The sequence below is a fragment of the Gordonia sp. NPDC057258 genome (assembly GCF_042668985.1).
Classification (GTDB): Bacteria; Actinomycetota; Actinomycetes; order Mycobacteriales; family Mycobacteriaceae; genus Gordonia; species Gordonia hongkongensis.
Genome location: NZ_JBHUXZ010000004.1, coordinates 187,815 through 210,597 on the forward strand (window position 1 = coordinate 187,815; position 22,783 = coordinate 210,597).

Below are 22,783 nucleotides of genomic sequence, written 5' to 3' on the forward strand. Positions count from 1 at the left end.
ACGTCGACGATCATCTGGTTCCGAGTCGTCGACATCGGCGCCGCATTTCCGATGAGTCCGGTCCGGCGCCAAACGCTGAACATGGATAAACGATTCGTTAGCAATGACACCTAAACAAGCTCCGTCTGTTCTGGGCGATTTGCGTGAGACGGGCGAGATGGACCTATTGATCGGTCGCCCGAATGAACAACTGGTTCTTGTAATTTGACAGCCTCCATGTGAGTAATGAATCCACATCCGCTTTTCGAATGAGTTGATCTGAAAATCAGAGACACGGGCGAAAATCCACGCCTTTCGGAAAACTCATCCGAATGGACTATCGAATTCTCCGTGACCATTCTGAGACGTTTTATCGCTGGTCTTTACTTCGCCTTTACTGAAGTTTTACCTTTGCCGAAAAGGGATGTCGGCGAATGTTAATCGGGAGTATGGTCCGATTTGTCGACGGGGCGACAGCTCTCCAGGGGGGCTTATCTGGCTTGATCTCGCGCGGGTTGTGAATTGTCCATCCCGTGGTCTGCGGGGGTGCCCGGGTGGTCCTGATACCCGGACGAGTGCGATCGATACGAACGCATGGAGGCCACGTGACCATCTCAGACAAGGATCTCGTCACCCCGTCCGCGCACTCCTCGTCGACCCGGATGCCGGCCGATGACCATCCCACGGAGACGACCGGGGCCGCCACGTCGGCGAGACCGGATCCCGGTGTGGACTCACTTCCGTTGTCCGCCGCGCAGCGCGGCATCTGGTTCGCCCAGCATGTGGCCGGTGACCTGCCGATCTCGGTGGCACAGTACGTCGACATCGACGGCGAACTGGACACCGAGTTGCTGACGGAGGTCTGCCTGATCACCGGGCGGGAGTTCGGCTCGGGGCACCTGCGCCTGGTCGTCGTCGATGGCGAACCGCGGCAATACGTCGCTTCCCAGAGCGCCCCGGTGAGCACCGTGGATCTGCGCGGCGAGGCCGATCCGACCGCGACGGCGCACCGGCTGATGCTGCTCGACTACACGAGACCGCTCGACCTGCTCACCGACGACCTGATGACGAGCATCGTCTACCGCGTCGGGGACGCGCACTACATGTGGTACCTGCGGGCGCACCACATCGCGCTCGACGGATTCGCCGCGGTGACGATGGTCCGGCGGATCACCGAGCTGTACAACGCGGCCGTTCGCGGCGATCCCGCGCCGCCGTCGAAGGCGAGCGACATCGCCGACATCATCGCCCAGGACGCGTCCTACCCCGGGTCGACTCGTCACGACAACGACCGCAGGTACTGGAGCGACCATCTCGACGGCGCCCCGCCGGTCGTCACCCTGGCCGGCCGGCACGGCAAGCCGACGCTGCACCCGATCCTCGTGAGCGCGCCGATTCCCGCGGAGACGGCCGCGCTCCTCGATGCGGCCGCGCAGGAGGGAGGTGGCGTGACCCCGGTGGTCGTCGCGGCGTTCGCCGCGTACCTCGCGCGGATGACCGGCAGTGCCGAAGTCCTTCTCAGCCTTCCGGTCTCGGGTCGCCACTCCGCCGTGCTGCGCCGGTCGGGCGGCATGGTGGCCAACGTCGTGCCGCTCCGTGTGCCGGTCGCCGGCCGCACGCTCGGCGACGTGGTGACCTCCGTGCAGGGGGAGTTGCTGAGTGCTCTGCGGCGGCAGCGGTACCGGCAGGAGGACATCTTCGCCGACATGGGAATGGCCCGAGACGAGTCGGCGTCCTTCGGGCCGGCGGTGAACCTCATGATGGTCGACAGCGAGGTCGTGCTGGGTGAGGTCACCGGGCGGCTGCACGTATTGACCTCGGGTCCGACGTCCGATCTGTTCGTCAACATCTACCCGGGCGCGGGAAAGAGCAGCACGCACATCGACTTCCAGGGCAACCCGAACATCTACACCCCGGACGAACTCACCGGGCACCACCGTCGCTTCCTGATGTTCCTGCACGCCTTCCTCGGCGGGGCGTCCGACGATCGCGTGGGACAGATCTCCTTGCTCGACGAGCATGAGCGGGCGACATTGCTCCCCGTGCGGGGCGCGCGTTGCGCCCCGCCGCGGATACTCGCCGACATTCTCGCCGAAACGGTTGCGCGACACGGAGAATCTACCGCGGTGTGCGCGTCCGGGCGTTCGATGACGTATCGCGAACTCGACGCCGCCTCGTCGCGCCTCGCGCGGCGCCTGCTCGCCGCGGGCTGCGCGCCGGAGGAGTCGGTTGCCATCCTGCTGCGACGGTCCCTGGGCACCGTCGTGGCCGTCTGGGCGGTGGCGAAGACCGGTGCCGCGATCGTGCAGGTGGATCCGGAATACCCGCGAAAGCGCATCGAGCACATCTTCGCCGACAGCGGTGCCCGTGCGGCGATCACCGTCGACGAGTTCGCCGAGCGGGTGCCCCCGTCGGCTGTCCGGATCGACCTCGGCGACCTCTCGCCCGACGGGAACACCGACGGCGCCTCGGGCGGCGGCTTCGACGACTCGCCGGCTCCGTCGCGGGCCCGGCTCGAGAACGTCGCGTACATGACCTACACGTCCGGTTCGACCGGCGTGCCGAAGGGCGTGCAGGTCACCCACTCCGGGTTGGCGAGTCTCATCGCCGATCGCACCCGCGCCTATGGCCTCGCGCCGGCGTCCCGGGTCTCCTACGCGCTCTCCCCGAGCTTCGATGCGTCGATGGAACAGCTGCTGACCTGCTTCGCAACCGGATCCGCCCTGGTGATTGTGCCTCCGGAGGTGATCGGCGGCGAGCGGCTCACCCAGTTGCTCGCCGAGGAGGAGGTCACCCACCTGACCCTCACGCCCGCGATGCTGGCGACCATCGAGCCGGAATCGCTGACCCGGATGCAGACCGTCGTCGTCGGCGGCGACCGATGCGCACCGCACGTGGTCGAACGGTGGACCCGGTCGGCGACGATGATCAACGAGTACGGGCCGACCGAGTCGACGATCACGGCGGCGAGTGCGGTGGTCGAGCCCGATGCAGACGTCACCGTGGGCGGCCCCATCCGCGGTACGTCGGTGATGGTCCTCGACCACGCACTGCAACCGGTGCCGATGGGAACCGCAGGCGAGCTGTACCTCGCCGGCCCGGGGCTGGCTCGCGGCTACGCGCGCCTGCCCGGTCAGACCGCGGCACGTTTCGTGGCCCACCCGCACGGCGCGCCGGGCGAACGGATGTACCGGACCGGCGATCTCGCCCGCTGGGTCGGGGCGGGGACCGCGCCGTCGCTGGAGCTGTTGGGCCGCACCGACTTCCAGCTGAAGATCCGTGGGTACCGGATCGAGCCCGGTGAGATCGACGCCGCTCTCACCGGGCACGCCCAGGTGGACCAGTCCGTCACCGTGCCCGCGCTCAACCTCGCCGGCGCGACCGTCCTGGCGTCGTACGTGGTGCCGGCGACGGGACAGCGGGTCGAACCGGCGGAGCTGGAGCGATTCGCACGCGAGTGCCTGCCGCCGCATCTGGTCCCGTCCGTCATCACGATCCTCGACGCCCTGCCGCTGAATGCGTTCGGCAAGGTCGACCGACGAGCCCTGCCCGCGCCCGTGTTCGCATCCGCGCGATCGGGGCGGCCGCCGTCGACTCCCCGGGAATACCGACTGGCGCAACTCTTCTCCGAGGTACTCGGGGTGGTCGAGGTGGGTGCCGACGACAGCTTCTTCGTCCTCGGCGGCGACAGCATCCTGTCCATCCAGCTCGTGGCGCGGGCGAAGGCGAGCGGGCTCGCGTTCACGACCCAGGATGTGTTCGAGCACAAGACCGTCGCCGCGCTGGCCGCGATGGCTTCCGATGTCTCCGACGACGACGGACTGCGCGAGTTGCCCGGCGGCGCCGTCGGCTCCATCCCGCTGTCGCCGATCATGCACGCGATGCTCGAACGCGGTCCCGTCGACCGGTTCGGACAGGCCGCGCTGGTCGAGCTCCCGGATGCCGCCGGGCGCGACGAACTGGTGCGCACACTGCGCGCGGTGCTCGACCGGCACGACATCCTCCGGGCCACGCTGGTCGACGATCTCGCCGACCAACCCCACGTGGTGGTCCGCCCACCCGGTGCGGTCGACGCCGACGAGGCGCTCGAGCACGTGTGGCTCGACCGACGGGACGGCGACGAGATCGACCGCCACCTCCAGGCCGCGGCCGATCGACTCGACCCACGCGCCGGCGTCCTGGTGCGGTTCGTGTGGATGCAGCACCCCGACCGCACCGCGCCCGACCTGATGTGGCTGGTCATCCACCATCTGGCCGTCGACGGGGTCTCCTGGCGCATCCTCCTCGCCGACCTCGTCACCGCCTGGCACCAGATCCGCAGGGGCGCGGTGCCGGGCCTCGGCCTGCCGACGACGTCGGTCCGCCGTTGGGTCCACGGCCTCGTCGAGCAGGCCCCCGTGCGCGCCGCGGCCGAACTGGACCGATGGACGGAGATCCTCGAGCCCGGCGACCGGTTGCTCGGACGCCGCGCGCTCGACCCGGATCGAGACATCGTCGCCACCGCCGGACGCATCCGGATGCGGATTCCGGCGGATGTGACCGAGGCGGCGCTCACCACCATCCCCGCGCGGTTCCACGGCGGTGCCAACGATTCGTTGCTGGCCGCGCTGGCCCTGGCGCTCGCACACTGGCGACGTCGGCGCGGGCAGGTCGACGGCAGCGAGTTGATCGCCCTCGAAGGCCACGGTCGCGAGGAGGCCGCGGTACCCGGCGCGGACCTCACCTCGACGGTGGGGTGGTTCACCTCTCGCTTCCCGGTCCGGCTCGAATTGCACGGCGTCGACGTCGAGGACGCCCTCACCGGTGGTCCGTCGGCCGGACTGGCGATCAAGCAGATCAAGGAACAGCTGCGGGCGGCCCCCGACCACGGGATCGGCTACGGCATGATCCGATATCTCGACCCGGCCGGCCGCGACGAACTGGGCGACCGGCCCGAACCCCAGATCAGCCTCAACTACCTGGGCCGGATGGGGACCGGCGAGCACACCGGTCCGTGGATGCCGGCGCGCGATTTCGACGCGTTGGTCGGGACCGGGCACCCGTGGATGGCGTTGCCCGCCGTCATCGACATCAATGCGATCGCCGAACCGGGTTCGGCCGGTGTCGAACTCGACGTCGGCTGGGAGTACGCCGCGCTGGTGCTCGACCGGGTCGACGTCGAGGAGCTGGCCGGCCTGTGGGTGCAGGCCCTGAAGGGTCTCGCCCAGCACGTCCGGTCCGGGACGGCCGGCGGCCACACGCCGTCGGACTTCCCGCTGGTCTCGACCACCCAGGCCGACATCGATCACTGGACCGCCGCCCATCCGTCGATGGTCGACGTGTGGCCGCTGACCGCGCTGCAGTCCGGACTGCTGTTCCACGCGACCTACGACGCCGCCGCCGTCGACGGGTACACGGTGCAGGCCGAACTGCGACTCGGCGGGCGGCTCGAACCGGACCGGATGCGTCGGGCGGCGCAGGCGCTGATCGCCCGGCACGACAGTCTCCGCGTCGCATTCGTCGAGACCGGCGCCGGGCCGCGGCAGATCCTGCTCGACGACGTGACCGTCGACTGGTCGGACTCCGACCTCACCGGGATCGCCGACGCCGACGACCGGGACCGTGCACTGCGTCGTCTCATCGCCGGGTCGGCGGCCCCCTTCGACCTGGCTCGGCCGCCGCTGCTCCGTTTCCACCTGATCCGGTTGACGCACGACACCGAGAACCCGGGTGGCGACGAGTTCCTGCTGTCGATCACCAACCACCACATCGTCCTCGACGGGTGGTCGATGCCCGTCGTCATCTCCGAACTGCTGCAGTTGTACCTGGCCGACGATGACGCCGACGGCGCTGCCGGGCTTCCCGCACCCAGGACGTTCCGGGACTACCTGCAGTGGCTGCACACCCGCGACCACGACGCCACGGCACGCGCGTGGCAGGAGACCCTCGCCGGCATCGAGAGTCCGACGCGACTCACCGGCGCCGCGGAGCGCGACGCGACGGCCGAGGTCGACGAGACCGCGCTCGATCTCGACATCGCGACGACGGAGGCGATCGCGGGTCTCGGGCGCGCCCACGGGGTGACCGCGAACACCTCGATCCAGGTGGCGTGGGCGATGCTGCTCTCGATCATGACGGGCCGATCCGACGTGGTCTTCGGCAACACGGTGTCCGACCGTCCCGCCTCCATCCCGGGCATCGAGCAGATGATCGGGCTGTTCATCAACACCCTCCCGGTGCGGATCCGGCTCGACCCGGACGAGCGGGTGATCGACCTGCTCACGAGAGCGCAGTCCGAGCAGGCGGCGATGCTCGGCCACCGCGACATCGGCCTCGCCGAACTCCAGCGGGTGACCGGGGTGGCCGACATGTTCGACACCGCCACGGTGCTGGAGTCGTACCCGGTCGACCCGGACGAGATCAACCGCATGCTCGGCGACGCGGGACTGCGGTGGAACGGCCTGGCCGCCCACGACGCGACCCCGTACCCGGTCAGCCTCCAGGTCACCCCGCCCCGGCCCGGACGGGCCGACCAACCGGCCGCCGATCGGCCCGGCACCTACGAACTGGTGGTGAAGTACGCCGTCGACCGCCTCGACCGGGAGTCCGCCGAGGTACTGCTCGAGCGGTTCGTGCTGTTGCTGCGCCAGATCGCCGCCGAACCGGGCCGCAAGGTCGCCACGCTGGCATCCTGTTGGGACACCGAACGATCCGCCCTCTGTCCGATCGAGGGTCCGCCCGCCGTGTCGCCCCGCCTACTCCGGGACATCCTCGCCGACACCGCGCGACGACACCCCCAGGCACCGGCGGTGCGCGCCGACGGCGTCACGATGACATATCGCGAACTCGTGCGCCGCAGCAACCGGCTCGCCGACGAGCTCGCCGCCCGCGGCGCCGGACCGGAGACCTCGGTGGCCCTGGCGATCCCGCGGTCGGCCGCGCTCATCGTGGCGATCTGGGCGGTCGCCCGGACCGGAGCGGCCTTTGTCGCCGTCGACCCGGGCAATCCGGCCTACCGCATCGCCGAACTGCTCGCCGACGCGCGGTCCACGATCGGGGTGACAGTCGACGCCGTCGTCCCGAATCTCCCGGACAGCGTCGAGTGGCTGACCCTCACCGGACCCGGCTCGCTCCCGCTCGGTACCGACGACTCGCCACCGCTCGGTACCGACGACTCGCTCCCGCTCGGTACCGGGGACCCGCTCCCGCTCCGGCCGGACAACGCGGCCTACCTGATCTTCACGTCCGGCTCCACCGGCCGGCCGAAGGCCGTCCACGTCACCCATCGCGGCCTCGCCGACCTGGTGGTCGAGTACGCGGAATCCTTTGCGGTCGAACCGGATTCGACGGTCCTGCAGGTCGCGTCCCCCGGCTTCGACGCCTGCGTGTCGGAGGTGTTGGTCGCGCACAGCGCCGGCGCCTGCCTGGCCGTCGCGCCGCCGGAGATCTACGGCGGGTCCGACCTCGAGGACCTGCTGCGGACCGAGCGGGTGTCCCACGCCATCATCACGCCGACGGTGCTCAACACGATGGACCCGTCGCGTCTGCCGGAGCTGCGGATCGTCGCGGTGGTCGGCGAGGCGACGGGCGCGGACATCGTCACCCGGTGGTCGCCGGGTCGTCGACTGATGAACCACTACGGACCCACCGAGACCACGATCTGGGCGACCGGCGCCGACGATCTCCGGCCCGGGGAGCCGGTGACGATCGGGGAACCGATCCGGGGAGTCTCGGCGTTCGTGCTCGACACCTGGTTGCGGCCGGTGCCGGTCGGAGTGGTCGGCGAACTCTACCTCGGTGGTCCCGGCCTGGCGCGTGGCTACTTCGACCGCGCAGGCGTCACCGCGACGAGGTTCGTGGCCCATCCCATACGCTCCGCCGGCGAACGCCTCTACCGCACCGGCGATGCCGTGCGCTGGATTCGCACGGACGGCGCCCTGCGGCTGGACTATCTGGGGCGCAACGACCAGCAGGTGAAGGTCCACGGCCTGCGCATCGAGACCGGGGACATCGACGCCCATCTCGCGCGGATCGCCGGCGTCGCGCAGGCGGCGACCGTGCTCCAGCGCGGACCGGCGGGTCGCCCGGTCATCGTGTCCTACGTCGTGGGGACGCCGGACGAGCCGATGGACGTGCATGCGTTGCACGACGACCTCGCGAACACCCTGCCGCATTACATGGTTCCCGCAGCGATCGTCGAGCTGGAGTCGATGCCGGTCACCCGGTCGGGGAAGGTCGACACGAAGGCGCTGCGGCAGTGCGAGTTCCGTGCCGAGAGCGGGGGCGGCCGCCCGCCGGAGACACCGGCCGAGCGCATCATCGCCGCGCTGTTCGCCGAGGTGCTGGAACTCGACGACGTCACCGCCGACGACAACTTCTTCACCCTCGGGGGTGACAGCATCGTCTCGATGCAACTGGTCGCGGCGGCGAAGGCCGCCGGACTGTCCCTCACTCCGCGGGCGATCTTCGAGGCGAAGACCGTCGCCGCGCTCGCCGCCATCGCCACCACCGCATCCGCGACCGGCGACCCTGCCACCGGTTCGGCCGTCGAACAGGCTGTCACCGAGCAGAATTCGCCACTCGTCGATCTTCCCGATGCCGATCTCGACCGGCTGCGCAACGACTACCCCAGGCTGTCGGACGTCTGGCCGTTGTCGCCGACGCAGTCGGGTATCCACTTCCACTCGACCCTCGATCCCGATGCGGTGGACACCTACACCGTGCAGTCGACGATCGCCCTCTCCGGTCCGGTCGACGCCGGTCTGCTGCGCCGCGCCGCGCAGGCGCTCGTGGACCGCCACGACGTCTTGCGGACGGCCTTCGTCGAGACGTCGCGTGGCCCGCGGCAGGTCGTCGTCGACGGCGTCGAGGTGCGCTTCCGGACAGTCGATCTCACCGTTGCCGCGGACCGCGGGGCCGCCCGGCGGGTCGCCGCCGACGACGCCGCCGCCGGTTTCGATCTGACCGAACCCTCGCTGATCCGATTCACCCTCGTGCGGCTCGACAGCGACCACTTCGCCCTGCACGTCACCAACCATCACGTGATCCTCGACGGCTGGTCGATGCCCCTGCTGCTCGGCGAACTGCTCCACTATTACGGCGACCCGGGGCAGATCGGCGCATGCCGGCCGGCAGCCTCGTACCGGGACTACCTCGCGTGGCTCGGCGAACAGGATCAGGACGCCTCGACGGCCGCATGGGCGCAGGCCTACGCCGACGTCGACGGACCCACCCGCGTGACCCGACTCGGCGCCGCGACCACCGTGTTCGACGCCGGTGAGGTCATCGTCGAGCTGCCCGGGCAGGAGTATGCGCGTCTGCGGTCGGCCGCCGCGGAGTCCGCCGTGACGGTCGGGACCGCCCTGTCCGCGGCGTGGGCCCTCGTCCTGCGAACCCTCACCGGCGACACCGATGTGGTCCTGGGCTCCGCGGTCGCCGGACGGCCACCGGAGCTGCCGGGCGCCGACCGGGCGCTGGGGATGTTCCTCAGCACGGTACCGATCCGGGTTCGTCTCGAACCGTCGATGTCGTTGCGCGATCTGTTGATCCATGTGCAGGACGCGAACGCGCTGGTCCTCGACCACCACTACGTCGGACTCCCGGCCATCCACCGCGCGGTGGGCCGGTCGGACCTGTTCGACACCGCACTGGCCTTCCAGTCGTTCCCGCTGCGCGAGGACGCACTGCAACAACTGGTCACCGCGGCGGGCTTGCACGTCGACAGCGTCACCGGGCTCGACGCCACGCCCTACCCGTTGAGCGTCGTCGTGGCGCCGAAGATCGACGGCGGTGAGGGGGAACCGGGACTCGGCATCACCGTGCGGTTCCATCGGGACGAGTTCGACGAGAGTCGCGCACGGGAGATCGTCGACCACTTCGTGGAATGTCTCGCCCGCATCGCCGACGAGCCGGGTTCGCGCCTCGGCGCACTTCGTCACATCGGGCTCGAGGCAGATGCCGGTCGGATCGACGACATGCCGGAACCGGCCACCCTGCCCGACATCCTCACCGCCGCAGCCGGTCAGGCGCCGGATGCGATCGCGGTGACCTGCGGCGAGCGGTCGCTGTCGTACCGGCAGCTGGACGCCGAGTCCGATCGCCTGGCGCGGCAGATCTCGCAGCGGGCGCAGTCCGGCGTCGTGGCGTGCGCACTGCCGCGGTCCGTCGAGGCGGCGATCGCGATCTGGGCGGCGGCCAAGGCGGGAGTGCCGTTCCTGCCGCTGGATCCGAGCCTGCCCGCCGAGCGCATCGAGTTCGTGCTGGCCGACGCCGGCGCCGGGTTGGGCATCACCTTCGGCGCGCGCCGGGCCGCACTGCCCGACAGCATCGATTGGCTCGTCGTCGACGAACCGCGGACGGACGGCCCCCAGTCGAACGAAGCCGGCGGCCCGATCCGGCTCGGGGACACCGCCTACGTGATCTACACGTCCGGTTCCACCGGCACGCCCAAGGGCGTCGTCGTCTCACATCGCGGACTCGCGCAGGTGGTCGCGGCGCAGCGCGCGGTCCTCGGCGTCGACCAGTCGTCGAATGTGTTGCAGGTGGCCTCACCGAGCTTCGACGCCTTCGTGTTCGAACTCCTGATGGCCCACGGGACCGGAGGACGTCTGGTGGTGGCGCCACCCGATGTCTACGGCGGCCCCGCGCTCGCGAATCTGATTCGGCGCGAGCAGGTCTCGCATGCCGTCCTGACGCCGTCGGCACTGGCCACCGTGCCGGCCGACGGTCTCGACACGCTGCGCGTACTGGCGACCGCGGGTGAACCGGTCGGGCCCGAGTTGGTCTCACGGTGGGCCGACGGCCGGAACATGATCAACCTGTACGGGCCGACCGAATCGACCATCTGGGCCACCGCCGGCACGCCGCTGCGGGCGGGTGATCCGATCACGATCGGGACGGCGGTGGGACCGGTGGGCACGATGGTGCTCGACACGTGGATGCGGCCGGTTCCGCAGGGCGTCGTCGGCGAGTTGTACCTCGTCGGCCCCGGCCTGGCCGACGGTTATGTCGGCCGGCCCGCGACGACGGCGGCGCGGTTCGTGGCCTGCCCCGCCGATGCGCCCGGAACCCGGATGTACCGGACGGGCGACCTCGTCCGGGTCTCCCGGTCCGGTGCACTGGAGTACGTGGGACGCAACGACTTCCAGGTGAAGGTGCGCGGCACCCGGGTAGAGGTGGGCGAGATCGACGCGCGCCTCGGATCGCGCGCCGACGTCGCCTACGCCGTGACCGTCCCGCGTGGCGGGAACGGAACGCCGCACTGTCTGGTCTCCTACGTGACCGCCACCGCGGGGGCGTCGCTCTCCGGTGACGAACTACGTGCGTCGCTGGAGCGATCGCTGCCCGCATACATGGTCCCGGCCGCGGTGGTCGTACTGGACGAGATACCCCTCACCCCGACCGGCAAGCTGGATCGAAGTCGCCTGCCCGAACCGGTGATTGCCCCGCGTGGGTTCCGTGCACCGTCCGGCCCGGCCGAGTCCGCCGTGGCGCACGTCTTCCAGGATGTCCTCGGCGTGCCGCGCGTGGGCGCCGACGATGACTTCTTCGCCCTGGGTGGCGACTCGCTGACCGCCTCGGTGGTGACGGCGCGGCTGGGTGCGGAGCTGGGAGTACGGGTTCCGCTGCGGTCGGTGTTCGACGCGCCCGGCGTCGCGGCACTGGCGGAGCTGGTCGGGTCGCTGGGCGACGACCGGCGCACCGCGTTGACGGCAACCGTCCGCCCGGAGCGCATCCCGTTGTCGCTGGCGCAGCAGCGGATGTGGTTCCTCAATCGGATGGAGCCGGAGTCGCCGGCCTACAACATCCCGGTGGTCCTCGAACTCACGGGGCACCTGGACCTCGCGGCGCTCGGGCAGGCCCTCGACGACGTGGTCGGACGGCACGAGGTGCTGCGGACGATCTACCCCGACACCGACGGCGAGCCGTGGCAACTCGTCCTCGACCACGCCCCGGTGCTCCTGGAGTCGACGCGAGCATCGGCCAGCGAGGTCGAGGACGTCGTCTCCGGGTTCGTACGCCGCGGCTTCGACGTGACCGCGTCGGTGCCGATGCGTGTGGCCGTGGTGGCGATCGACCCGGACGGCGTGGACGATCCCCATGGCCCGGACAACCGCGACGCACACGACGACCGGGAGGGGACCCACGGACGTTTCCTGCTCGTCCTCGTGGTCCATCACATCGCCGGTGACGGCCAGTCCATGGCGCCGCTCGCCCGCGATGTGATGACGTCGTACGCCGCCCGCATCGCCGGCGCGGAACCGGCCTGGGAACCGCTCGCGGTCCAGTACGCCGATTACGCGCTGTGGCAGCGAAACATGCTGGGGAGCGCGGACGACCCGACCTCGTTGATGCACGCCCAGCTGGATTTCTGGCGGTCGACCATGGCCGGTGCCCCGGACGTCCTCGATCTGCCCACCGACCGCCCGCGTCCGCCGGTGGCGACCCTCGCGGGCGGGCAGGTGCCGGTGGCGATCGACGCCCGCCTGCACGGGCAACTCCTCGCCCTCGCGCGGGCACATGGCGCGTCGTTGTTCATGGTCGTGCACGCCGCGCTCGCCGCGGTGCTCGGCCGGTTGAGCGGCGCCGACGACGTCGTGATCGGCACCCCGGTCGCCGGGCGCGGCGAACCGGGACTGGAACCGCTCGTCGGCATGTTCGTCAACACCCTCGCGCTCCGGACCGACCTCGACGCCGCGGAGTCGTTCGCCGGATTGCTCGGCCGCGTGCGCGAGGTCGACCTGGACGCCTTCGAGCACTCCGACGTCCCGTTCGAGCGGATCGTCTCCGAACTCAACCCGGAACGGTCCACCGCGCATCATCCGCTGTTCCAGGTCGCGCTGGCCTTCCAGAACCTGTCCGACGTCCATCTCGACCTGCCGGACCTGCGCGTCTCCCGCGCGCAGGCCGACACCGGCATCTGCCAGTTCGACCTCCAGGTGGTCCTCGCCGAGTCCTACACCGAAGACGGCACGCCGCAGGGTCTTTCGGGAACCATGATGTTCGCCCGCGACCTGTTCGATCCGGGGACGGTGACCGGCATCGCCAGTCGGTTGCACCGTGTGCTCGACGCGATCGTCGACGACGCGACAACACCCGTCGGTGACATCGACTGGCTCGGTGGAGCCGAGCGCGCGGAACTGGTGTCGGTGGTGGGACCGGGTGCGGTCGCGGAGCCCGTGCTGCTGCCGGAGATCTTCGCGGCCGCCGTCGTGGCCGACCCGGACGGTGCGGCGGTGATCTGCGGCGAAGTCGAGCTGTCCTATGGTGAGCTCGATCGCCGATCGAATCGGCTGGCGCGGTATCTCATCGACAATGGTGCGGCACCGGAGCGGCCGGTGGCGGTGGCCGTGGAGCGGTCGGCGGAATCGCTGGTCGCGTGGTGGGCCGTCGTGAAATCGGGTGCTCCCTATGTCCCGGTGGACCCGCATTACCCGGCCGCGCGGATCGACCAGATGGTGTCCGATTCAGCTGCGCCACTGGGGATCACGACACGTGGGTCCCGGCCGACGCTGTCCGGGACGCTCGACTGGGTCGTGCTCGACGACCCCGCCACCGCCGCCGAGGTCGCCGAACTGTCGTCGTCGCCGATCCGACAGACCGATCGGGTGTGCCCGGTCCGGCCCGCGAACACCGCCTGGGTGGTCTTCACCTCCGGCTCCACCGGCGTGCCGAAGGGCGTCGCCGTCACGCATGCCGGCGTCGCCGATTACCTCGCCACGCTGCACGTCGACCGTGAGCTCGGAACCTACCCGCGGGTACTGCATTTCGCCTCTCCCTCGTTCGACGCGTCGCTGCTGGAGATCCTGCTCGCCGTGAGCGCCGCGGCCACCCTCGTCGTGGCGCCCACCGGGATGCGGGGTGGTCGCGAACTGGCCGACTTCCTTCGCGATCACCGGGTCTCCCATGCGTTCGTCACCCCGGCCGCGCTGGCCTCGGTGGACCCGGACGGGCTCGACGACCTGCGGGTCGTGATGTCGGGGGGCGACGAGGTACCGACCGACCTGGTGAGCCGGTGGGTGGGTGCCGATCCGGCCGCTGCTCGGGAATTCCGGGTGCTATACGGCCCCACCGAGACCACCATCGTCGCCACCGCCACCGCTCCGCTGCGGGTGGGCGAACGGTCGACGATCGGCACGGCGCTCGCCGGGATGCAGACGCTCGTGCTCGACTCCCGTCTGCAGCCCGTGCCGGACGGGGTCGCGGGGGAGCTGTATCTGTCCGGACCCGCGCTCGCGCGCGGCTACCTGAACAGGTCCGGGGTGTCCGCCGCCCGATTCGTCGCCCACCCCTTCGGCGATGCCGGAGAACGCGCGTACCGCACGGGGGACATCGTGCGCCGCAACCACTCGGGCGACCTGGAGTTCATCGGACGCAACGATTTCCAGGTGAAGGTCCACGGCTTCCGGGTCGAGCTCGGGGAGATCGACGCCGCGCTGGCAGAACTCGCTCGGGTGGCCTACGCCGTCACCGTCCCGCGGCACGACTCCGGCATCGGTATGCGCCTGGTGTCCTACGTCGTGCCCGCGCCGGGCGTCGCCCTCGTCGGTGAGAAACTTCGTGCCGAACTCGGCGAGGTGTTGCCGACGTACATGGTCCCGGCGGCGGTCGTGGTCCTCGACGACATCCCCCTGACACCCAGTGGGAAGCTCGACCGGCGTGCCCTTCCCGCGCCGGTCGTCACCACCCGGAGTTTCCGAGCCCCGGCCACGCCGGTCGAGGAGATCGTCGCGGGGGTGTTCGCCGACATCCTGTCCGTCGATGCCGCGGTCGGTGCCGACGACGACTTCTTCGACCTCGGCGGCAACAGTCTCGCCGCAACGCGGGTGGTGGCGAGAATCGGTGCGGCGCTTGACACCACGATCCCGGTGTCGGTGATCTTCGAGGCGTCCACGGTGACGCGGCTGGCCGCCCGCGCCGAGTCGCACACGGACACCGGGCGTGTCGACCTGGTGGCACACGAACGCCCGGAGCGGATCCCGCTGTCCTATGCGCAGCAACGCATGTGGTTCCTCAACCGGATCGAACCCGAGTCGCCGGCGTACAGCATCCCGGTCGTGGTGCGGTTGTCCGGAAGTCTCGATGTCGACGCCCTCCACCGGGCGATCGGTGATGTCGTCGCCCGCCACGAGATCCTGCGCACCGTCTACCCCTTCGTCGAAGGCGAACCGGCTCAGGTGATCCTGCCCGCGGACTCCGTCCCGATGGAGGTCGTCCAGGTCGCGGAATCCGATGTCGATCAGGCGATCACGGAGCTGATCGCGGCACCGTTCGACCTCACCGCCGGGGCGTCGACCCGGATCGTGCTCTTCGAGCTCGGCGGCGACGCGTGGGTGCTCGCCGTGATCCTGCATCACATCGGCGGTGACGGCTCCTCGTTGGGGCCCCTCGCGCGGGACATCATGACGGCCTACGTCGCGCGTCTGCAGGGCGAGGCGCCCGGATGGGTGCCGTTGCCGGTGCAGTACGCCGACTACGCGATCTGGCAGCGGGCGGTCCTGGGCTCCGAATCGGACCCGAACTCGTTGCTGCGTGCGCAGATCGACTACTGGGCCGAGCAGTTGGCCGGCACACCGCCGTTGCTCGAGCTGCCCACCGATCGGCCGCGCCCGGCCACCCAGTCCTACGTCGGGGAGTCCGTCGGCCTGACCATCGACGCCGATCTGCACGCCGGGTTGCAACGGGTCGCCCGTGCCCACAACACGACGCTGTTCATGGTCTTCCATGCCGCGCTGGCCGCCCTGCTCGCGCGGCTCGCCGCGACCGACGACGTCGCCGTCGGGACCCCGTACGCCGGACGCGGGGAACGTGCTCTCGACGATCTGGTCGGGATGTTCGTCAACACGCTGGTCCTGCGCACCCGGGTGCGGAGCGGGATGTCGTTCGCCGAGTTGATCGATGACGTGCGCACCACCGACCTCGCGGCGTTCGGTCACGCCGACGTCCCGTTCGAACGGCTCGTCTCCGAACTCAACCCGGTCCGCTCCGACGCCCACAACCCGCTGTTCCAGGTGATGCTGGCGTTCCAGAACATCTCGAGCACCGACATCGAACTGCCTGATCTGTCGGTGCGGGCCGTCGAACCGGACACCGGACTCGCCCTGTTCGATCTGCAGGTGACGGTCGCCGACTCCTACGACGCGCACGGGGCGCCGGCCGGCATCACCGGTGGTGTCACGTTCGCGTCCGACCTCTTCGACGCGTCGACCGTGGAGCGGTTCGTCGAACGGTTGGTGGCGATGCTCGAGGCGATGACGATCGACGCCGACCGCCCTGTCCACGACGTGGACCTGCTCGACGACGCCGAACGGTCTGCCGCCCTCCAGGGTCCGAACGCGACGTCGCACGAGGTGGACTCCGCCGAGACCCTCGCCTCGATGTTCGCCGCGGCCGCGGTCGCGTACGCCGAGGACACCGCGGTGATCTCCGGGGCGGTCTCGCAGACCTACGCCGAGTTCTCCGGTCGGGTGAACCGGCTGGCCCGCTGGATGGTCGCACAGGGGGTGGGGCCGGACTCGCTGGTCGCGCTCCGTATACGACGCTCGCTCGACCAGCTCACGGCGATGTACGCGGTGCACGCCGCCGGCGGTGGTTACGTGCCGATCGACCCGGACCATCCGGCCGAGCGGATCGACTACATGGTCGAGTGCGCCGAGCCGGTGCTGGTGCTGTCCGCGCTCGACTCCGTCGATCTCTCCGGGTTCGACGACTCGCCGCTGACCGACGATGACCGGATCACGCCGCTGAACCCGGACGCCCTCGCGTACGTGCTGTTCACCTCCGGCTCCACGGGTCGACCCAAAGGCGTTGCCGTGTCGCATCGTTCGGTGGTCAACCAGCTTCGCTGGATCAGCGCCGAGTACGGGCTGAGCCGATCGGACGTGGTGCTGCAGAAGACTCCCGCGACCTTCGACGTGTCGGTGTGGGAACTGTTCGCGACACTGGCCGTCGGTGCCCGACTGGTGATCGCGCGACCGGACGGCCACACCGATCCGCGCTACCTGACCGAGGTCATGTCCACACATCGGGTCACCATCACCTCGTTCGTGCCGTCGATGCTGGCGGTGTTCGCCGACGCCTTGCCCACCGGCGCGGCGCTGTCGTTGCGGGCCCTGCTCGTCGCGGGTGAGGCCTTCGGGCCCGACGTGGTGGACGCCGCCCGCCGTGCGTTGCCGGACGTGGAGTTGTACAACCTGTACGGGCCGACGGAGTTCACGGTGCACGCGACCTCCTCCACGGTGGGGACGGCCGCCGACGGCGCGGTGCCGATGGGGGTGCCGGTGTGGAACGCCCGTGCGTACGTGCTGGACTCGCGGCTGCGTCCGGTGCCCGCGGGGGTGACCGGCGACCTCTACCTGTCCGGGACTCAGGTGGCGCGGGGCTATCACGGACGACCGGGTCTGACCGCCGATCGCTTCGTGGCCGATCCCTTCGCGGCCGGCGCCCGGATGTACCGCACCGGTGATCTGGTGCGGCGTCGCCGAAGCGGTGCGCTCGAGTATCTGGGACGCAGCGACTTCCAGGTCAAGCTCCGCGGGCTGCGCATCGAACTCGGTGAGATCGAGGCGGTCTTCGCCGCGCACCCGGACATCGCCCGCGCGGCGGCCGCGGTCACCTCGACCGACGCGGTCGACTATCTCACCGTCTACCTGGTGCCGGCGGGGGCCGGCGTGGGGGACGGCGGGGGCAGGTCGGTGAACACCGCCGAGGTCACCGCGTTCGCGTCGGCGGCGCTCCCGGGATACATGATGCCGACGGCGGTGATGGTGATCGACTCGCTGCCGATCACCGCGTCAGGCAAACTCGACCGGGCGAGGCTGCCGCAGCCGACACGTGACGCCTCGGCGTTCCGCGCACCGTCGTCGTGGCTGGAGACCGAGATCGCGCGGACCTTCGAGCACGTGCTCGGTGTCCCGCGCGTCGGCGCCGACGACGACTTCTACGCGCTCGGCGGCAATTCGCTGCGGTCGGTACAGGTCGTCAACGACCTCGAGACCGAGTTGCACGTCGAGATCCCGGTCCGGTGGATGCTGTCCGATTCGAGCCCGGCCGACCTGGCAAGGCGGATCGAGGACGGGATGCGCAACGGGTTCGACGCCGCGCGCGGACCGGGAGACGAGGCGCCGGGCGGGGTGGGCTTCGACGTCCTGCTCCCGATCCGGCCGGAAGGCGAACTGCCGCCGCTGTTCTGCATCCACCCGGCCTCCGGCCTGGCCTGGAGCTACCAGACCCTGAGCCGGCAGGTGCCGCCCGGCCGTCCGGTGTACGGCCTGCAGGCGCCACAGATCGGGGGCGAGACACCCGGCCCCACCACGATCGACGAGATCGCACGCAGGTACGCCGACGAGATCCGGACGGTCCAGCCCGAGGGCCCGTATCACCTGCTCGGATGGTCGCTGGGCGGGGTGATCGCGCACGCGATCGCCGCCGAGATGCGGGCCGCCGGTTCCGAGGTCGCGCTGCTCGCCATGCTCGACACCGAGGCCGACGGTGTCGACTCGTCGGCGATCACCACCGTCACCCCCGGCGAGCTGATCAGCAACCTCGGTCCGGTCCTCGGCATCGACTACGTCAGTGCGGACGCGACCGCCGAACAAGCCGCCGAGCAGATCGCCGAGCGCCTCGGCGCCGGGTTCGGCATCGACGCCGCGACGATCGAGCGGCTGACCGACGCCTACAACCTGCTGATCCGGGCCACCGGCGACTGGGACCCGCCGGTCGTCGACACCGACGTGCTCTACTTCACCGCCGTGCGCGATCGACGGCCGGATGCGTTGGGCGCCAACGGATGGGGGCGGTACGTCCGGGGGAGCATCACGAATGTCGACATCGACACCCACCACCTCGGGATGACCGAGGACGAGGCGATCAGACAGATCGCGGCCGTCCTCGACGATCATCTGACGCGCGAAAGTGCCTCGCGGAAAGCCGCTTCGGGGTTAGCGTTTTCTCACGATGATCGGTTCACCAACAAGAGATGAGGTCGTCCATGGACAAGAACGGCAAATCCGGCGCACACCGTTGCCCACGTCCGCGCGGTCGCCGCCCGGCGGGTGCCCTGCTCGGCTGCGCGTTGGCCGCGTCGCTCACGGTGACGGCCCCGGCCGTGGCCCAGGCGGCCTCACCCGGGGTGGCCCTGCCCGTCCCGGTGGTTCCCTCCTCATCGACGCCGGGAGCACAAACGCTGCCCGGCAACGCTTTCCGCATCGCGCAGATCGACGCCGCGCTGGTCTCGGATGCGGCGCCGGTGGTGGTCGGGTCATGGCCGGACGTGACGTCGGTCGTCCCGACACCGGGGTCGCGGCACCTACGGCCACTCGGTTCGGTGGCGGTGCCGGTCGCCGATGCAGGGGACCGGGTTCGGGTCGGAAACCTGGACCTGACCCGTCCGCGAGCGGTGTCTCCGCAACTGGCCGCGCAGATCTCGGCGGGAGCCGGTGAGATCGTCCAAGGAATCTCGGATGTGTTGCAGAGCAACGGGGTACCGGTCGCGCGGGCCGACCGGGTGGCCGAGCAGATGGTCGGTGATGCCGCGGTCGGTGGCGTCATCGGAGCCGGGGTGGCAGCACCCCTCGCCCTCGCGGTCGGCGGTGTGGTGGGTGCCCCCTTGGGTCTGATACTCACGTTGCCGTTGTGGCCCACGGGACTCGTCGTCGGACCCGTGGTCGGGACGGCTGTGGTCGCCACCCTCGTCGCGCTGCCCGCGGTCGCCGCCGGTGTCGCGATCGGCGCCGCGCACGGCTATGACAAGGGCTGGAAGGTGCCGGTCGACAAGCCGCGACACCTGCGCGCGGACGCCACCGAGGTGTCGGCCGAGCGGGTCGTCGTCCCGCATCAGCCGCGGCATGCCGCCCCGGAGCCGGTCGTACCGCAGGTCACCGGGCCGGTCGGCCGGCAGCTCGCCCCGACCCCCGCGGTGAAGCAGGTCGAACCCATGCGGAGTGTCGGGAGTGGTCCGGCGGACTGCTCCATCGTGCGCAAGATGGAGGTGGCGCTGCAGGGTGGCGTGATCGGAACCTGCTAGCCGTCACGCTCGCGGGAATCCCGTAGCGACGTGGGCCATGTGCGCTCTGTTGCTACAGGATTCGCGAGATCGCGTCGACGACGGTGGCGGCGAGACCGGCAGCCGTGTGCTCGCCGAGCTCGCCGCGCTGTTCGTCGGCGCGCATCATGATGACCGACTCCACCAGCCGGAAGGGGAGCAGCGTCCGCTTGTCGGTGGCGTCGCCGAGTGCCGCGGCCGCCAGGGCGGCATACGAGTCGGCCAATTCCTGGCGCGCCGAACGGAATTCGACGAACCGCTGGTCAGCGACCTCGGGCAGCAGGTACAGGGCACCGAGGTTCCAGCGCGACTGCGCCAGCTGATCGACGTCGAAGCGTGCGAGCTCCAGCAGCCGCGCCAGCGCGGGTCCATCCCCGTCGAGGAGTACCCGCGCGCGGTCGAGTGAGGCGACGACTGTCGTCTCCAGCAGGGTCGCGAGAATGTCGTCTTTGGTGCCGAAGTAGTGGTACATCGACGCCTGTCTGATGCCGACCGCCTCGGCGATCATGCGTGTCGACGTCCCGGTGTACCCGTGGCGGGTGAACAATTCGGCAGCGGCGTCGAGGATCTCCTCGCGCGCGGTCTGCCCGCGGCGTCGGGCCTGTACCAGGCGCGGGCGGCCGCGGCCGGTCGGCGTCGGGGCCGTACTCGAGCCGGACGGCATGTCGTCTCCTCAATTGCGTCAACAGATCTCGCAACCCGGGCATCTTGTGACCCGGATTTCTCGACCCTAGCCGACAGGCCGCGTGCTTCGGCCGTTCGCGGACCCGCCGACCGGGGAAATCCCAGGCGCGTTACGCGGACGTAACGGGAGTTTTCACGACCGGAACAATTCTGTCAATCGATAGAAATCAGCGAGGGCTTACCTATCAGGTGACAGGAAACAGTGCCTGCCTCAACCGTGCTCAACGTGGAGCTTCTTCTCGGAAAGGAAGACCGCGCATGACCTCCACCCCCGAAGTGGCTCCCGCGGCATCGCCCTCCTCGGCCGCTGGATCATCGTCCGGCCCGGGCGCCGGAGATGCCGACGCTCACGACCTCTCGGCACTCGGCTACGACCAGCAACTCCATCGTTCGCTCGGCAAGTTCGCGTCCTTCGCCGCCGGGTTCTCGTTCGTCTCGATCCTGACCACCATCTTTCAGTTGTTCGGCCTGGGTTTCGGTTTCGGCGGCCCGGCCTTCTTCTGGACCTGGCCGATCGTCTACGCCGGCCAGTTCCTGGTGGCGCTGTGCTTCGCCGAAATCGCGGCGCGATACCCGATCTCGGGCGCGATCTACCAGTGGTCCCGCCGGATGGGCGGCGAGGTCGTCGGCTGGTTCGGCGGCTGGTTCATGATGATCGCGCAGGTCGTCACCGCCGCCGCGGCCGCGATCGCGCTGCAGGTCGTCCTGCCGTCGATCTGGATCGGCTTTCAGATCATCGGCGACGACCCGACCCTCACCACCACGAGCGGTGCGGCCAACGCGGTGCTGCTCGGCTCGGTTCTGCTCGTGGTCGTGACCGCCATCAACTGTGTCGGCGTCCGGTGGATGAGCCGGGTCAACAGCATCGGCGTCGTCTGCGAACTCGTCGGTGTCGTCGCGGTGATCCTGGCACTGTTCACCCACGCCCAGCGCGGTCCCGATGTCGTCTTCGACACCGGCGTTCCCGGTCAGCAGCCCGGGTACATCTGGGCGTTCATCGTCTCCGGTCTGATGGCCGCGTACGTCATGGTCGGTTTCGGGTCGGCGGGTGAGTTGGCCGAGGAGACGAGGGACCCGCGCCGCGTCGCACCGCGCACTATCCGGATGGCGCTGACCGTCTCGGCCATCGGCGGCGGATTGATGCTGCTCGGCACCCTGATGGCGGCACCCACCCTCGATGAGCAACTCGCGACCGGCGGTCTGCCGTACGTCCTCGATTCCGTGCTCGGCAGCTTCTGGGGCAAGGTCCTCCTCGCCGACGTGGCGGTGGCCATCTTCATCTGCACCCTCGCCATCCAGACCGCCTGCTCGCGTCTGATGTTCTCCATGGCTCGCGACGGCCGGCTCCCGTTCTCGGCGCAACTGGCACATGTCAACAGCCGCACCGGGACCCCGATCCTGCCGTCGATCCTGATCGGTGTGCTCTGCATCGGCATCCTGCTCGTCAACGTCGGCAACTCGGCGATCTTCGCGACCCTCGCCAGCGTGTGCATCATCCTGATCTACCTCGCCTACCTGGCCGTCACCGGCCCGATGCTCTACCGGCGGTTCCAGGGCTGGCCGCATCGCGGCGGCCGGGACACGCCGGCCGTCGACGCCGGCGGCCGAAAGCTGTTCAGCCTGGGCCGATTCGGGATCGTGGTGAACGCCCTCGCGGTGCTCTACGGCGTCCTGATGGTGATCAATCTGGCGTGGCCGCGGGCCGAGGTCTTCGACCCGTCCGGTGAGATGCCGATCCTCCGCTGGGCCGGCCCCATCTGCATCGTGGCGACCGTCCTCGTCGGCATCGCCTGCTACCCCCGCGGAAAAGAACACCCGCGACCGGTGACGACCTCCCCGTCCGCCTGATGCCCCCTTGCTCCCTAATCCGAAAGAACCGCACAACCTCTGCTCCCTGAGGAGCGCCCGGAGCTTGCGGAGGGCGCGTCACGAAGGGTCCTGGCGAGACGAGTTGCGAAGACCCTTCGTGACGCTCGCAAGCTCGCTCCTCAGGGAGCAGGGGGAGACGCTCGCAAGCTCGCTCCTCAGGGAGCAGGGGGAGACGCTCGCAAGCTCGCTCCTCAGGGAGCAGGGGGAGACGCTCGCAAGCTCGCTCCTCAG

The 22,783-nt window shown here is 69.9% G+C and carries 4 protein-coding genes; 3 read left to right on the top strand and 1 reads right to left on the bottom strand.

What is annotated here, in order from left to right:
* The first annotated feature begins 584 nt into the window (after nucleotides 1–584).
* A complete protein-coding gene (locus tag ACFUEJ_RS05320) occupies nucleotides 585–18,938 on the top strand; it encodes an amino acid adenylation domain-containing protein (RefSeq protein ID WP_388027943.1) in 18,354 nt (6,117 codons plus the stop codon).
* Nucleotides 18,939–18,946: 8 nt separating this feature from the next.
* Nucleotides 18,947–19,981 carry a hypothetical protein gene (locus ACFUEJ_RS05325; RefSeq protein WP_137810305.1) on the top strand — a complete coding sequence of 345 codons (1,035 nt, stop codon included), beginning with the start codon at nucleotides 18,947–18,949 and terminating at the stop codon, nucleotides 19,979–19,981.
* A 52-nt stretch (nucleotides 19,982–20,033) separates the two neighbouring features.
* Here the strand turns inward: ACFUEJ_RS05325 and ACFUEJ_RS05330 are convergent, their stop codons facing one another.
* Nucleotides 20,034–20,663 carry a TetR/AcrR family transcriptional regulator gene (locus tag ACFUEJ_RS05330; RefSeq protein ID WP_137810304.1) on the bottom strand — a complete coding sequence of 210 codons (630 nt, stop codon included), beginning with the start codon at nucleotides 20,661–20,663 and terminating at the stop codon, nucleotides 20,034–20,036.
* 278 nt (nucleotides 20,664–20,941) lie between these two features.
* Here ACFUEJ_RS05330 and ACFUEJ_RS05335 point away from each other — a divergent pair, with 278 nt between their 5' ends.
* On the top strand, nucleotides 20,942–22,531 hold the full coding sequence (locus ACFUEJ_RS05335) for an amino acid permease (RefSeq protein WP_068970462.1): 1,590 nt from the start codon (nucleotides 20,942–20,944) through the stop codon (nucleotides 22,529–22,531).
* Nucleotides 22,532–22,783: the final 252 nt, after the last annotated feature.

Coding starts and splice junctions, on each gene's coding strand:
- ACFUEJ_RS05325 (WP_137810305.1), top strand. CDS start 18,947: ATGGACAAGAACGGCAAATCCGGCGCACACCGTTGCCCACGTCCGCGC.
- ACFUEJ_RS05330 (WP_137810304.1), bottom strand. CDS start 20,663: ATGCCGTCCGGCTCGAGTACGGCCCCGACGCCGACCGGCCGCGGCCGC.
- ACFUEJ_RS05335 (WP_068970462.1), top strand. CDS start 20,942: ATGACCTCCACCCCCGAAGTGGCTCCCGCGGCATCGCCCTCCTCGGCC.